This window comes from Saccharomonospora amisosensis (genome assembly GCF_011761185.1).
GTDB classification, from domain to species: Bacteria; Actinomycetota; Actinomycetes; order Mycobacteriales; family Pseudonocardiaceae; genus Saccharomonospora_A; species Saccharomonospora_A amisosensis.
The window spans coordinates 1,323,786-1,338,381 of the sequence record NZ_JAAOYM010000001.1 but is presented as its reverse complement, the minus strand read 5'-3'; the positions used below and the strand labels follow the sequence as shown (position 1 = coordinate 1,338,381).

12 protein-coding genes and 1 tRNA gene are annotated in these 14,596 nt (G+C 67.5%); 6 read left to right on the top strand and 7 right to left on the bottom strand.

Going from position 1 to position 14,596, the window contains the following annotated elements:
* The first annotated feature begins 49 nt into the window (after positions 1 to 49).
* From FHU38_RS06550 to FHU38_RS06540, 3 genes are all read left to right on the top strand, one after another.
* Positions 50 to 2,230: a phospholipase A2 gene (locus FHU38_RS06550; protein ID WP_167167662.1), complete on the top strand. Its 2,181-nt coding sequence runs from the start codon at positions 50 to 52 to the stop codon at positions 2,228 to 2,230.
* 122 nt (positions 2,231 to 2,352) lie between these two features.
* Complete coding sequence (locus tag FHU38_RS06545; RefSeq protein WP_449314272.1) at positions 2,353 to 4,038, top strand: LCP family protein; 1,686 nt, start codon at positions 2,353 to 2,355, stop codon at positions 4,036 to 4,038.
* Positions 4,039 to 4,317: 279 nt separating this feature from the next.
* Positions 4,318 to 4,785, top strand: a complete 468-nt coding sequence (locus FHU38_RS06540) for a helix-turn-helix transcriptional regulator (protein WP_167175666.1) — start codon at positions 4,318 to 4,320, stop codon at positions 4,783 to 4,785.
* On the opposite strand, the gene FHU38_RS06535 is transcribed toward FHU38_RS06540, so the two are convergent.
* The gene (locus tag FHU38_RS06535; RefSeq protein WP_167167660.1) at positions 4,748 to 6,256 is read right to left on the bottom strand and encodes a flavin-containing monooxygenase; all 1,509 of its coding nucleotides are present in this window, start codon (positions 6,254 to 6,256) and stop codon (positions 4,748 to 4,750) included. The genes FHU38_RS06540 and FHU38_RS06535 overlap by 38 nt on opposite strands.
* Positions 6,257 to 6,334: 78 nt before the next feature.
* Between FHU38_RS06535 and FHU38_RS06530 the strand changes: the two genes are divergently transcribed.
* Together FHU38_RS06530 and FHU38_RS27195 are read left to right on the top strand one after the other, a co-directional pair.
* Positions 6,335 to 6,952, top strand: a complete 618-nt coding sequence (locus tag FHU38_RS06530) for a TetR/AcrR family transcriptional regulator (RefSeq protein WP_167167657.1) — start codon at positions 6,335 to 6,337, stop codon at positions 6,950 to 6,952.
* 189 nt (positions 6,953 to 7,141) lie between these two features.
* A complete protein-coding gene (locus tag FHU38_RS27195; protein WP_390623235.1) occupies positions 7,142 to 7,690 on the top strand; it encodes a hypothetical protein in 549 nt (182 codons plus the stop codon).
* Between the two features lie 79 nt (positions 7,691 to 7,769).
* Here FHU38_RS27195 and FHU38_RS06520 read toward each other — a convergent pair whose 3' ends face one another.
* On the bottom strand, positions 7,770 to 7,991 hold the full coding sequence (locus FHU38_RS06520) for a DUF3618 domain-containing protein (RefSeq protein WP_167167654.1): 222 nt from the start codon (positions 7,989 to 7,991) through the stop codon (positions 7,770 to 7,772).
* A gap of 114 nt (positions 7,992 to 8,105) precedes the next feature.
* On the opposite strand from FHU38_RS06520, the gene FHU38_RS06515 reads away from it, so the two are divergent.
* A tRNA-Leu gene (locus FHU38_RS06515) sits at positions 8,106 to 8,179 on the top strand.
* Here FHU38_RS06515 and FHU38_RS06510 read toward each other — a convergent pair.
* From FHU38_RS06510 to FHU38_RS06490, 5 genes are all read right to left on the bottom strand, one after another.
* Positions 8,139 to 9,728, bottom strand: coding sequence for a recombinase family protein (locus tag FHU38_RS06510; RefSeq protein ID WP_243852427.1), 1,590 nt, complete (start codon positions 9,726 to 9,728; stop codon positions 8,139 to 8,141). The genes FHU38_RS06515 and FHU38_RS06510 overlap by 41 nt on opposite strands.
* A gap of 226 nt (positions 9,729 to 9,954) precedes the next feature.
* Positions 9,955 to 10,203 carry a hypothetical protein gene (locus FHU38_RS06505; protein ID WP_167167651.1) on the bottom strand — a complete coding sequence of 83 codons (249 nt, stop codon included), beginning with the start codon at positions 10,201 to 10,203 and terminating at the stop codon, positions 9,955 to 9,957.
* 615 nt (positions 10,204 to 10,818) lie between these two features.
* Positions 10,819 to 11,892 carry a replication-relaxation family protein gene (locus FHU38_RS06500; RefSeq protein WP_279590173.1) on the bottom strand — a complete coding sequence of 358 codons (1,074 nt, stop codon included), beginning with the start codon at positions 11,890 to 11,892 and terminating at the stop codon, positions 10,819 to 10,821.
* 119 nt (positions 11,893 to 12,011) lie between these two features.
* On the bottom strand, positions 12,012 to 12,188 hold the full coding sequence (locus FHU38_RS06495; protein WP_167165465.1) for a hypothetical protein: 177 nt from the start codon (positions 12,186 to 12,188) through the stop codon (positions 12,012 to 12,014).
* 935 nt (positions 12,189 to 13,123) lie between these two features.
* Positions 13,124 to 14,596, bottom strand: coding sequence for a helix-turn-helix transcriptional regulator (locus FHU38_RS06490; protein ID WP_313886680.1), 1,473 nt, complete (start codon positions 14,594 to 14,596; stop codon positions 13,124 to 13,126).

Genomic DNA, 14,596 nt, shown 5'->3' with positions numbered 1-14,596 from the left:
GGGGGAACCCGGATGTGGCCACCGAGCGGACACTGACACCCTGTTGGGCATGCCGGAGCAAGGAGAGGAGAGCCCGCACGCGTCCAGACGTCGCCACGGCGTGGTAGGCACCACGGCGTGGCTGGTACTCCTCGTTCTGGCGGTGACGAGCTTCGGGTTCGTCGCCTCACGTGCCGAAGCCGTGCCCCAGCACGGCCCGCTGCGGCAGGACACCGCGGCCGCCGCGCGAGCCATCGAGGCGCTGCTCGCTCCTGGGCCGTCCGCTGATGCGCTCACCCTGCTGCCGTCCGACTTCACCGAGGTCACCGGGGTGATCCCCGGCTCGGCGGCGGCCCGTGACGGTTCGGTGCGCGCGGTGCACGTCGACGGCGGCTGCTCGACGCCGTGGGGCGACGACAACACCAGGTGGGACTTCGGTACGGCGTGCCGCTCCCACGACCTGGGTTACGACCTGCTGCGGTACGCGGAGAAGAAGGGCCAGCCACTCGGCCCGCAGGTGCGCAAGGCGCTGGACGACCGGTTGTCCGCCGACATGCACGCCACCTGCCGCTACAACCCGCAGGATTCGCGGCAGTTGTGTGAGGCGGTGGCCTCGGTGTACTCGGCGGGACTGGTGGTCAACTCGTGGCACCAGCGGTGGGGCCCTCCCGTCGGTGAGCCGATCGTGCCGCTGCTGGCCGGGGTGGCCGCGATCGGGCTGCTGTTGGCGTTTCGGCTGCGGGGATGGCTACTGGCCAGGCGGCACCGACCGAAGCCTCGGGCGGTGGCCGGCGCGCCGAGGACGCCCGTGCCTGGCAGGCGCTGGACGTTGCTGGGTGTCGGCAGCATCGGTGTGCTGATGCTCGGCGAGTCGGCTGTGGCACTGGCCAGTTGGGTGGGTGTCGGGCAGGGCTGGTTGTGGCCGCTGACCTGGGTGGCGCAGCTTTCCTTGCTGTTCTTCTTCGCCGGTGGCCACGCGAACGCGCGGTGCTGGCTGGCCGTCGTGGAATCCGGCGGCGGTTACCGCGAGTACCTCGCGCACCGGGCGAGTTGGCTGCTGCGTCTGACGCTGGTGTTCGCCGTGGTGGCGTTCCTGGTGCCGATCGCGCTGGAACTGCTGCGCATCCCGGAAGGCACGACCGCGGTTGTGATGCGGATCGCCCTGCACCCGCTGTGGCTGCTGGGGCTGTACGTGCTCACCGTGGTAGCCACCCCGGCGATGTTCGCGCTGTATCGCAGGGCGCCGCTGGTGGTACCGCTGGCGCTGGCGGCGGTGCTCGTGCTGGCGGAGTGGTTGGCCGCCGGGCTGGGGTTGATCCCGCTGCGTGACCTCGCCGCACTGGTGTTGGCGCTGCTGGGCCAGCAACTGGCCTTCGCTCATCACGAAGGGCACAGCCCACGTCGGTGGGTGATGGGTGTCGTGGCGGTGGCGGGCTCGGGCGCGCTCGCGGCCGGGGCCGTGAGCGGAGTGGTTCCGCTCACCATGTTGGGTACCCCTGCCGCCGCGCCGTCGCTGTCGGGACCCGCTCTGCCCGTGTTGCTGCTCGGGGCGGTGCAGCTCAGCGTGCTCGGGCTGGTGAGAAGGCCGCTGTCCGGACTTGCGGCACGACCGTGGACGCTGCGGCTGGCCGGGTTCGCGGCGAGAGCGCCGATGAGCCTGTATCTGCTGTTCTTGTCGGGGATGTTGTTGCTGGTCGCCGCGGTGTATCTGCCAGGGAGGTTCGGTACGGACCTGGCGTGGGTGCTGCGGCCGAGGCCGTTGCTTGCGCTCGCGCTGCTGACCGGTCCCGCGGCGATGGTGTTCCTCTGGTTCGAACGGCACCTCGGGCACCGCCCGCCCCCGCTGCCCACGTGGCGGCCCGTGCCTGCGGGCCTGGACCGGTTCCTGGCACGCGCGGCGACGGCCGCGGGCATCGGTTACTCGACCGCCGGGATCTTCGGGTTCGCGTTGACCAGTTTCGGCGACACCGAGATAACCGTGGTTCCCGGCCTGCTGCTGGACCCCGTGCAGAGCCTGGTACACCTGCTGTTGGGCATGTCGCTGCTGCACAGCGTGCGGACGGGAGTGAGTTCGGCCCCAAGCACCTGGCTGCTGACGGCGCTGGCGTGCGTACCGCCACTGCTGTTCGCCTCGACCGCGCCTGACGCGGACGCGATCGGTGTCGCCGTGCCCGTCGCCACCGGTGCACTCGCGGTGGCGGCGGCGGTACTTACCGGTGTCTTTTCACCGAGCCGGGCCGCGCGGCCGTGAGTGAAGCGCCCACGAAGGTGGTACCAACCAGGTACGACGCCACCGTGTGACACGCTACGGCAACCTGTGCCGTCCACAGCGCGTCCAACTGGCGGACAGTCGTCGAGAGAGGAGCGGTTGGCGTGGACTACCCGCCGCGATATCCCCCGCGGGGCGGCCGCCCCGCGAGGTCGTGGCAGGAGCGGGAAGGCGGATACCCACCCGCCGGTCGACCCGGACGTCCCGGCCAGGACCGTGTCCCCAGCGGGCGGCCACCTGCGAACCGGCGCCCGCCCGCGCCGCCTCCAGCTCGGCGGCCGCCCGCTCGGCCTGCCCGCACACCCGCGGCACCCGCCGCGAAACGCCGCCCGCGGCGAGTCGCCAAGATCGCGTTGGCTCTGGTCTCGGCGCTGGTCATGACGCTCACCGGCTACGCGTGGGCCGCGATGCAGGGCCTGGTCAACGGCCTGACGATGGCCGACGTGATCGGCGAGGACGGTGGCGGGGAGCTACCTGCTGACGGCTCGCGCGACATCCTGCTCGTTGGGATGGACAGCCGCACCGACGCCCAGGGCAATCCGTTGCCCCAGGAGATGCTGGCGAAGCTTCGCGCGGGTGTGTCCGATGGCGAACTGAACACCGACACGCTGATCCTGGTGCACGTCCCCAACGACGGCAGCAAGGCGGTCGCGATCTCGTTCCCGCGTGACTCTTACGTCTCCATCCCTGGCCACGGCAGGCACAAGATCAACTCCGCGTATGCCCGTGGCAAGCTCGCCGCACGCAAGCAGTTGCAGGACGAGGGTGTCAGCGAGGAGCGGGATCTGGAGGTGCGCGCCAACCAGGAGGGCGCGAAGACGCTCATCAAGACCGTCGAGAACATTTCGGGTGTCACCGTCGACAACTACGCCTCGATCAACCTGCTCGGGTTCTACGACATCACCAAGGCCATCGGTGGTGTCGAGGTGTGTCTCAACGAACCGGTCGACGACCCCTACTCGGGTGCGAAGTTCGACGCGGGCAGGCAGACCATCTCGGGAGTGCAGGCGCTGGCTTTCGTGCGGCAGCGCCACGGCCTGCTCCGTGGCGACCTCGACCGGGTGGTGCGCCAGCAGGTGTTCATGGCTGGCCTGGCACACAAGGTGCTCTCCGCGGGCACGCTTGCCGATCCGAGCAAGCTCGGTGCCCTCTCCGAGGCGATCAAGAAGTCGATGGTGGTGAACGAGGGCTGGGACATCCTGTCGTTCGCCCAGCAGATGAAGGGACTCACCGGGGGGCAGATCGAGTTCCGCACGGTTCCGGTCGAGAACCCGGAGTACCAGACCAGCACCGACGGGATGGCGATCAAGTTGGACCCCGACGAGGTCAAACAGTTCATCCAGGGGTTGTCCGGGAAGAAGCGGCCGAGCGGTGATTCCGGCTCCACACCCGCACCGTCGCCTGCCGACATCACGGTGGACGTCTACAACGCGTCCGGTATCGACGGGTTGGCGGGCACCGTGTCCGGTTCGCTGGTCGAGCAGGGGTACCTGCAGGGCGAGGTCGCCAACGCCGCACCCAGGGACACGAGTGTGATCCAGGTCGCGAACGGAGAGCGGTCGGCGGGCGAGTCGGTTGCCGATGCCCTCGGCGGCGACATCGAGGTGGAGGAGAGTGCCGACGCGCAGACCGGGCACGTTCAGGTGCTGCTGGCGCCGGACTACTCCGCGGGCGGTGGCTCCACCACGGGCGGGGCCGCCATGGGCAGCGCGGCTGGTGCGCTGCGCCAGCCATCAACCGAGCCGACCGATCCCCCGATCAAGGCTGACGACGTCACCTGCGTGAACTGACTCGCGAGTCCCCCGTTCCCGCCCGCGAGTCCCCCGTTCCCGCCCGCGAGTCCCCCGCTGTGGGCGGCGAGTTACCCGGTTTCGAGGTGTTCGCGTCGGTCTGGTTAGCCCATTCGGGTTGGATCACGGCCGTTGGTCGAAAATTCCACCGCAAGGTGCGTAAGGCAAGTGGCGTTTGCGCATTCATTCCTTGTGGAACTTGTCGACGACGTACATGACGTGACGACACTGCCGACTCAGCAGTGGGCCAGCCAACGCGACGCGGGCAGGGGAGCTGGAGTGCAGATCGACGCGGACGCCTACCAGCGGGTGCTGGGCGAGGAGCTGCGCAAGCTCCGCAAGAAGCGCGGGTGGACGCGCAAGGAGCTCAACGACCGGCTGCAGAGCGACATCTCGCTGCAGACGCTGGCGACCTACGAGTTGGGCACCCGGCAGTGCTCGGTTGTGCGGCTGGTGGAGATCTGCCTGGCACTGGACGAACCTCCACACGAGCTACTCGGCCGGGTGCACCGGCGGGTCTTCTCCGACGAGCCCGGCAAGCTGCGCATCAACCTCGCCACCGTCGCCGCCGACGACCAGGCCGAACTGGGCCCACTTCGCCGGTGGGCGCAGGGCAGGCTCGCACTGTCCGATTCACCCGACGTCCACCTCGACCGCACCGCATTGGACCGGATGGCCGAGCTCTGCGGGCTGCAGACCCAGGAGCTGGTCAAGCGCTTGCAGGAACTGTCGGCCGCTCCGCGTTGACCGACCGCAGCAGCTGGAAGTCGCTGGGGTCGAGCTTTCGGGTTCGTAGCCAGTAGCGCCAGGTGAACCCGGGCCAGATGGTCCGGTTCACCCCCTGCGCGTCGAGGTACCAGCTCTTGCATCCACCCTGGGTCCAGATCCCCGCGGTGAGCTTTCGCTGCACCTCGTTGTTGAACCGCTCCTGGGCCCGCGACCGCACGTCGATGGCGTCGGCGCCGCTGCTCTCGACGTAGCGGATCGCCTCGGCGACGTAGCGGATCTGCTGCTCGATCATGAAAACCACGGAGTTGTGACCGAGCCCGGTGTTGGGCCCCAGCAGGAAGAACAGGTTCGGAAAGCGGGTGACCGTGACGCCGAGGTAGCTCTGCATGCCCTGCTCGGCCCACTGTTTGCCGAGGTTTCGCCCGCCGATCCCGATGATGTCGAGGTTGTCGAAGGCGTCGGTCACGTGGAAGCCAGTGCCGTAGATGATCGCGTCGAACTCCCGGCGCGCTCCGGCCGTGTCGACGATGCCGTTTTCGGTGACCTCGGCGATGCCGTCGGTGACCACCTCGACGTTGTCACGGTTCAGCGCCGGGTAGTAGTCATTGGAGATCAGCACCCGTTTGCAGCCCATGACGTAGTTGGGGGTGAGCTTCTCGCGCAGCGCGGGATCGGTGATGTTGCTGTCGATATGCCGCTTCGCGATCTTCTGCGCCAGCTTCATGACACGCGGGTTGCCGTTGAAGCCGATCGCGCGCAGCTCCAGCATCCAGTACAGCAGGTCACGGTAGACCCGCTGGGTCAGCGGTACCCGGGTGAACAGCCGCTTGGCCCACTCCGGCATGGCGTGGTCGGGTTTGGGCATGATCCACGGTGGGGTGCGCTGGAAGACGGTCAGCTGGGCGACATCCTCGGCGATCTGGGGTACGAACTGGATGGCGCTGGCACCGGTGCCCACCACGGCGACCCTCTTGCCACGCAGGTCGTAGTCATGATCCCACTCAGCGGAGTGGAACGACCTGCCCGCGAACCGCTCGATCCCGGGCAACTCGGGGATGTGTGGCAGGTGCAGCGCGCCGACGCCGCTGACCAGGTAGCGTGCTACGAACTCGTCACCACAAGCGGTGCTGACGTACCAGCGGTTCTCTTCGGCGTCCCACCGCGCGGCGGTCATCTCCTGACCGAATCGGATGAAGCGATAGAGGTCGTACTTGCGGGCGACGCGTCGCATGTAGTCGAAGATCTCCGGCTGCGGGGAGAACGAGCGCGACCAGTCGGGGTTCTGCTCGAAGGAGAACGAGTACATGTGTGACTGGATGTCGCAGGCGCAGCCGGGGTAGGTGTTGTCGCGCCAGGTACCACCCACTTCCCTGGCCTTTTCCAGCAGCACGAAGTCTTCTCGGCCCTCCTTGCGGAGCTGGATTGCCATCCCCAGGCCCGAGAACCCGGTTCCGACGATGACCACCCCGGTCTCGGTGCGGTTGCCCATGCTGCCTCCGTGCCACAAGTAGGTGTTACCTGGAGTCCATCTTACTGATAGTAGGTTACTTCAAGTAGAATAGCGCTCGTGAGCACAACGGCAAAGCCCCCAGCCCGACGCAAACGCGTACCGAGGGCCGAACGTGAGCGGCAGATGATCGAGGTCGCCGAGGCGGTGTTCGCCGAGCAGGGCTTCACCGCCGCCTCGATGGACGACATCGCCGAGCGAGTCGGGGTTTCCAAGCCGATGCTCTACGAGTACTTCCACTCCAAGGAGGGTTTGCTCCTTGCCTGCATCCAGGCGTCGAGGGCCGAATTGCGAGGTGCCACGGAACGAGCCGTGGCGCAGGCCGGAGATGCCGAGGACGCCATGCGCCGAGGCCTGCACGCGTTCTTCGTCTTCATCCGCGAACACCGGCAGGCCTGGTCACTGCTACGCCAGGAGATGACCCTGATCGGCACCTCCGCGGCCGACGAGATCGAGGCCACGCGCACCCAGCAGACGGATCTCATCGCCCACCTGATGGCCGCCTACCTCGACAGTTCCGACCCGGTCGCGACGCGGGTGGCCGCCGAGTTCGTAGTGGGAGGATGCGAGCGAATGGCGATCTGGTGCGAGCGGCACGAAGAAGTCACTCCCGACCTCGCCACCGAGTACGCCATGAACCTGCTGTGGGGAGGACTCGCACACCTAGCGCAACGATGATCAACGCTGCGGCGCAGATGCGTCACCCTAAGTGGCGAGATACTGAGATGGTTATCACTCTCAGTAGCGCGTTGAGTCGTTTCGTATTGCTGGAAGCAACGACGCGTTACAGACTGGCTTCAGCGTCATAAAGGTCAGCCGAACTCACTCTCTTGTTGTGGGTCTGCTGTCCAGAGAGGGGTGAGACCGGTGGTGCAGACGATCACCGCGATGTACGCGCAGGACAAGGACGACTGGACGGTCACCGTCACCGGCCTTGACAGGAAGCTCAGCGGCAAGGCGCCAGGCATCATCGCCGCCCGCGACAGGGCCGACCAGCTCGTCGAGAAGCTGGTGCCGGAGGGCACCCGCCCCACCGTGGTGCACCTGCTCAACGGCAGCGCGCTGGAGTTCACCTCCGCCTACATCGCCGCTCGCCTCGCCAGGACGGAGCCCTCTGACGAGGCAACGGCACCGGCGACGGCCACGGACACAGCCAACGACAAGGTCAAAGCCAAGGACGACGCCCGCCCCGTGGCGGGGCACGGCGCCACACCCGCGCCGAAGCAGGCAGAGCGCTCGCAACCGCAGGGAGCGGCGACGCGGACTTCGTCAGGCCGTGCGGTGCCGCGCAAGGAGTTGAGCAAGACGCCGTCCCCCGCCGGGCGTCCTGACACGGGCACGGCACAGGCCAGGTACCCGTCGGCGGCAGGCGCTCGTAACGGCGCGCCTGCGAGTTCAGCGACTTTCACCGGCTGAGAGACCACCGGTCGACACATTAGGCCCCGCGGCGAAGAGTTCGCCGCGGGGCCTATTCACACTTTCGAGTTCTGGCGCGTCAGCGCAGTAGCTTGCGCAGCAGTAGCGCGCCGATCAGCGCACCGGCCGCGATCAGTGGGTACTTCACCCTCGGCTCGCTCAGCCTCGCCGCGAGGCTCGTCTTCGCGGAGTCGGCGAACTGCTTGGGATTCGCCTTTTCCCCGATCCGGTCCAAGGTGGCCGCGAGAGCCTCCCTGGCCTTCTCGATGTCGCGTTCGATCGTCTCAGGGTCGCGCGCCACGTGTCCTCCCTCACCGGGCAGTCTTCTCGCAGGATGTCACGGTAGATCACCCGGCGGCCGCTCGCCGCACCGGCCACCGGCAGTCCGGTGCGGCCACGCTAGGCTTCCGGTGTCGGGCCCGTAGCCCAATTGGCAGAGGCACACGGTTTAGGTCCGTGCCAGTGTGGGTTCGAGTCCCACCGGGCCCACCGATTTAGTCATTGTGCGAACCACTCCGTTCGGGGTCGTATCCGCTGGTAGGGCGGGTGCGGCCCCGTCGTTGTTGCGGGGCTGAGGGATGCGGAAGACCGGGATGAGCCGGTCGGGGCCGGTGACGGTCACCTTGGCGACCAGGGCTTCGACGAGTGCCTTGATCTGGTTGTGGGTGCCGCTGGTGATGATCTCGGCGATGTGATCGGCTACCGCTGCCAGGGTAGCGGGCTCCGGCACCACCGGTTCGTCGTCGAGCGAGAGGGTGAGTTCGTCTTGGCGGACGCGGAGCTGCTTGGTCTTGGCGCGCAGTTCGGTGAGGCGGTCGGCAACGAGTTCTTCGTCCATCGTGCCGCGCTCGAACGCGGTCAGGTAGCGGTCGATGGCTTGGCCGGTCTTGGTCAGTTCGTTGTCGACGGCGGCGAGTTCGGCGTGCCGGTCTGCGTGTGCCGCCTGGTGCTGCTCCTGTTCGTGGGCGATGGCGTCGGCGATGAGGTCGTGCCGGGTGCGGTAGAAGCCGGCCAGGGCGTCCAGGACGGCCGCATCGACGGCGTCGGCGTTCAGGCGCTTGAAGTCACACTTGCTGGCGTCGTAACGGGCGAGGTTCCAGCAGGTGTAATAGCGGTAGGTGCGGTTTCGTCCGGTGGCGCGGGTGCCGATCATGGCCTTGCCGCACTTGGGGCAGCGCAGGCGTCCGGTGAGGACGTAGTCGGAGCCGGAGGCGGCGCGGTGGGCGTGGGATTCGCCGCGGGCGTCGAGGATGGCTTGGGCTTGCTCCCAGGCGGTGAGGTCGATGATGGGTGCGTGGGTGTTGGTCACGGTGGTCTCCCGGAACGTCAGTTCGCCGAGGTAGACGCGGTTGTTTAGGGCGCGGATGACTTGGTAGCCGGACCACTTGCCGCCGGAGCTGGTGCGGTGGCCCCGGTCGTTGAGCACTTTGGCGATGGCGCGGGACCCGAGCCGGTCTTTGGTGTACAGGTCGAAGATCAACCTGACGATCACCGCTTCGTGCTCGTCGATGACGAGGGTGTGCGTGGCCTTGTCGACCTGGTAGCCGAAGGGGCGTTTGCCGCCCTTCCACTTTCCCTTGGCGTGCTTGCGTTCCATGCCGGCGATGACGCGGTCGATGATGGTGTCGCGCTCGAACTGGGCGAACATGCCGAGCATCTGCACGAGCATGCGGCCCATCGGGGTGGAGGTGTCGAAGGGCTCGGTCGCCGACCGGAATACCACTCCGGCGGAGTCGAGTTCGTCGAGCAGCATGACCATGTCCCGCAGGTTGCGGGAGAACCGGTCGACGCGGTAGACGAGCAGCACGTCGATCAACCCGGCGCGGGCGGCGGCGAGCGCGCGTTGCAGCCCGTCGCGTTCGGTGGTGGCGCCGGAGGCGTCGTCGGGAAACCGCGCCACGAGCCGCCAGCCGGGCTGCGAGCCGATGTAGGCGTCCAGGCGGGTGTCCTGGGCTTCGATCGAGTAGGGCTGGTGCTCGTCGTCGGTGGAGCGCCGCACGTAGATCCCCACCCGTACATCGTCGCCGAGTGTGGTCATCGCCGCTTTCTTGGTGCGTTGCGCGGTCGTGGATCGCGCCATTATTCCGACTCCCTTGGTTCGGTATTTCCGTGTGCCCTGTAGTAGTCGTTTCCGACTACTACAGGGCGACTACGTGGCTGCTAGCTCACTGCTAGTGTGAAGTTAAAACCGCAGCTCACAGGCGATGTCACGATGGTTCCATTATCCCTCACCGGGCGTGGAGGGGGAAGCGGAATTCCGTGTGCTATGCGGCTTTTTTGTGGTCCTCCTTCGTGTTTTCCTGATTGTTACGCCACTGTGTGATGAGCGTGGCCAGGGTGGTGACGGCGAGGTCGTATTGCTGGGCGGTCATCGGTTCGGTGTCGATCCGCTCCACGCGCCAGGTGTCCTGTGTAGCTGATCGTGTGGGGCGGAACGGGAGCACGGTGGCGTCATCGCCGCCGCTGTCCTGTTCGTGGTCGTGTTGGGCGTGGTCGGGTGTGTGCTGGGGCATGGTGCACCTCGGTACCCGCGAGCCCGCACTGGGCGGGAAGTCGCGAGCGGCTGTCGGGCGGTCACTGGGCAACCGTCGATCAGCAGGACCCGCCGACTCTCTGGTCACCAGCACCCCGGAACCCTCTACACAGGAGGGTTCGTGGTGGGGGTGATGGCCGCGCCGCTACGCGCGATTCAAGAACCGGCTGGGGGGTCTGAACTGCTCCAACCATTTGTGCCGCTTCGACTCCCCGACTGCCGTAGCGCCCGTCGGGGCCAGCGATCACCGGTTGACTGAACCCTCCTACTGTCCATTCGAGACACTCGGCGAGACCGCCGCCGGGACCGCGACACTTGTTGCGAGATTGGGTGTCTCGCTGGTCTCGCTTGTGGTCTCGGTGTCTCGTCTCGACCTGTCTCGGCGTCCCGGTGTGGTCTCGCCAGGTATGGGACCACGGTGGACAGCTCGACGTACAACGGGTCCAGATTTCTTTGCTGCGCAGGGACGACGGGCCGAAGCCACGCGGACAGGCGCGCCCGTCGTCGGTGTCGTTCGCACGGGGTCACGTCATCGTCGGTCACCTCCTCCTCAAGGCAAGCGAAAGCGTGTGGGAACCCTTGCGGGCAGAGGGATTCAGGCGGCCCAGCGTGTCCGCCGGGGCCGCAGCGCGTCCGGCCGCGCCGGGGCTCGGTACACGTCGTCATCGTCCGCGTCGTCGTAGAGCGCCACGTCATCGAGGTCGTCATCGTCGACTGCATAGCCCGCCGGGTCGGCCGGTTCGGGCTGGGCCGTGTTGATCCAGCGCAACATCTCCGGGTCCATGCGGTCGAACGCGGCCTCGTTGAGCGGCTGATCGGTGTTCGAGACGCTGTGTTCGACGGACGGGCCACGTTGGGGCAACTCCGCCAATCTGTACCGGCGCGGCACATTGTCGCCACCCTGCGGCGTCCACAGGCCCCAGACCGGCCCTGCCGGGCCATCGGCGTGGCCGAAGGCGTTGCGGTCGCGGGCCGCGGTGGCGATCACGAAACCAAGGTCGGAGCCAGCGAGGACGCGGCGCAGCGCCGCCCGCAGGGCGATCTCCCGCCGGGCTGAGTGCACCGAGAACAGCAGAACGCCGAAGGCGTCGGTCGGGAAGGCGCCGTAGTCGTCGAGCTTGGCCGTGACCTTCGCCAGGGACTCGGTGCCGGTGTCGTGTTCGAGGAAGAACCGCACCACACGTCCCGACTCTTCCCAGCAGCCATACCCGTCCGGGCGCAGCCGGGTCTCCCGGCCACCGCCCAGGTACTTCCAGAAGAACTCGGTGCAGCGCTTCTCCGACCACCACTGCGTCAGGCCGCTCACCTCACCCTCGCGGCCCGTCTCGCGCAGCCGGGCGGGGTTGCGGTGGGCGGCCAGGGCACAGAAGAAGTCGTTCACGCCGAGCTGGTGCTCCAGCTTCGGCCACAGCGCCAGCCGTTCCAGGCTCTCGGTGTACGCCTTCGGCGCGGGCGGTTTCTCCGCACGCTGCGCCGCGATCAGCCGAGCGCCGAGGTAGCCCAGCGCGTAGCGCGTCTGGCTCGTCCCGCCACGCAGATAGGACTCGCGGAACGCGAACACCACGCCCAGCTCCCGCAGGTGCCGCAGCCGATCCTGCGCGCGCCGCACCGACAGGAACTCGATCGCGGCGATCTGGTTCGTGGTCAGCACCTTGTGCTCGGCCAGCAACGCCAGCAGGCGTCGATCCCGATCGACAAGACGGAACCACAGGCCCGCGTCAGGCTCCCCGGCCCGCCGGCCGCCGCGCCCCGCGCGCCCCCGATGTGCGGATGGGTGAGGATCACTCCTCAGTCGGCCATCCGTCCGCTCCCGCCGATACCACCGCTGACCAGCGGGTTGAGTACCAGTGGCCTCGGCGTTTTGGTCGGCGGATTCAGAACGCCGAGGCCACGCTGACCCAGACGCGGAACGAGACGCCAACCCATCCGCACCCACCACGCCACGGCCACCAGCACGGTCAGCACCGTCCACCATGATCACCACCACCTTCCGGCCGGAGCAGCCGAGAGATCCCCGGCACCCCTGAACTCCGGATTTCGGCCCCAAAATCCTGGCCCGTGACCCAAACGTGACCAAAAACCGGTGGATTGTGACCGTGGAGTGATCTCGCCGTGACCGGCGCGTTGCGATCGGTGATCTCGCCGCTTTCGGCGGGTGGTGACCATGATCGACCGTCCCTTCCAGTGTGCCAGGAAACCCCTGCACTACTGAAGGCCGATTTTTGGGCCGATTTTGGACACCAGTACGGCCGACTGAGACCAGGCCGTTACTCTCAAGTCCGCCCACCGCCGCACGGGCCGCAACGCCGTGCGCGGCCATCGCGCTCATGACGCGCCCCGGATGTCTACGGTTGGATCTCCAGATCTCGGGCGACCCGCTCGGCCCGCTCACAAGGGCTACTGACCTGCGCGAACAGCGCACCATGCACGGCCAGTCGACAGGCCAGCCATAGGTGGCCTGCTCACTGGCCGAACGGTGGCCGACCGACTGGCCCACTAACGCCGATTCTCGCGCAGCGAATCTTCCCCCAGTGGCGAGCACCAATCTCCTCCGGACGCCCTTGGCACCAACGACCACGGCTTCCGACCATGGTCGGACGTGTGGTCGGACAGCTGTCGGCACGGGTGCGTTCGAGTTGGCTCTCCAGCCACCGCCCGACAGTCGACAACGAGTCGCCGCGCCGGAATCGGCCGACGGCACGCGCATCCCAAATCCGGATCGTGTCGCCGCACAGCGCATCACTGGCACGACCATCTGCAGCGCCGCCGCACAGACAGCGCAACTGACCCCGTCCAGCAGGACGGATCTAGTGGCATGTCTTGCGGCACCGAAGGATCAGGTACTTCGGCATCGACCTGACCAGGTGGCAACACGCGAGGAGAGAATCGGCGCTAACGGTTCAGTCGAGCAGCACCTTGCGATTGCTCCAGGCAAGGTGCAACGCCGCCGCCGCACCGGGAGAGAGGCGCTTGGACTCGCGGAGCCACTTCAGGGTGTTCTCCTCGAACGGAAAGGCCCGCGCGGGCATCGAGCCCTCCGAGTTGGTCTCAACGGCGTTGGCGAACAGCGTGTCGTAGGTGTCCGGGGCGATGACCGCGACGGTGAGGATGTCGCCGGCAAGAGTGAGCGCGTCGAGCGTGACGCCGAGGCAGAACACGCGGATGTGACCGTCGCGCAGTGCCTCGTCCATCGTGGTGAACGGTTCCAGCTTGTCGTATCGGATCGGCTTACCGGAGCCGTCGTACTCGTCATGGCCCAGCAGTTCTTCGGCGTACTCGCGCTGGATGTTGCGCCAGATCGAGAAGTCGGCCGCGACGGCGGCCGGGATCACGGAGGAGGGCTGGAAGATGCCCGCGGGCAGCAGGTGTGCCATCCCGCCACCGCCTGAGACGCGGGCGGAGTCACGCTGGTGAAGGACGACGCTGGGACTGTCGCCGCCCCTGATGGTCAGGGTGCCGATCGCTCCCATGAGCGGTCGGCGGCCGAGGTCGAACGGGTCTGCGATCAGCTTGCGGAATGTCAGCCGCCGCATGGAGGCACGCGGCATGACGGTTTCCCGGTCGCCGTCGATGGCGAGGTGGTGTGCGGCGAATTCGTGGGCAAGCGCCTCGTTGGTGTCGACCGCGTCGAAGAAACACATCTGCCCGAAGTGCATGCCCGGCTGCGTCCAGTCGAGTCCGAGCAGGCGGAAGCACAGCCGGTTCTCGAACAGGCGTGGTGCGGCGAGGTCGCGGATGGCGTCGTGGTAGCTGCGGTACCGGGCGTCGATGGTGGCCAGCGGACGAACCAGCGCGCTCTCGGGTTCTTCTCCGGTGATCGTGGGCTCGGCGACCACAGAGTCCAGCGTCAGCGCGATCTCGTGCAACGGGACGGGCTCGGCAGGTATCCAGTTGGGCGCGCTGATGACGCCTGTGTTCTTCAGTCCTGGCACCCGATGGTCGCGGTAGAGCGCCTCGGCGAGCACCGCGAGATCGCGGCGGTGCCTGCCCAAGGCCGACCGGACCTGGCGCCACTCCTCCTGGTCGCGCTCGACATGCGGCTCGGCGGTCGCGGGCGCGGTGGCGAACGTGAGCGGCGCGGGAAGAGGCTCGGTCTGGTCCTGCTCGGGTCGGACAGAGCGCGGCCTGCGGAAACCGAGTTCGTCGCCCGCGCAACCGAAGAACTCGGCGAGCAGCCGGCGATAGAAGGGCTGGGGCCACACGACTTCACCGCGCTCCCATCGACCGATGGTCTTGCGCGTGATTTGCGGGTGCTTGCCGTACCGGGTGGCGAGGCTCGTCAGCTCGTCAGCCAGGTCCTGCTGGGACAGCCCGCCCCGCTCGCGCAGGGCGATCAGCACGGTGTTCGGTACGCGAGGCTCATCGGGTGACAC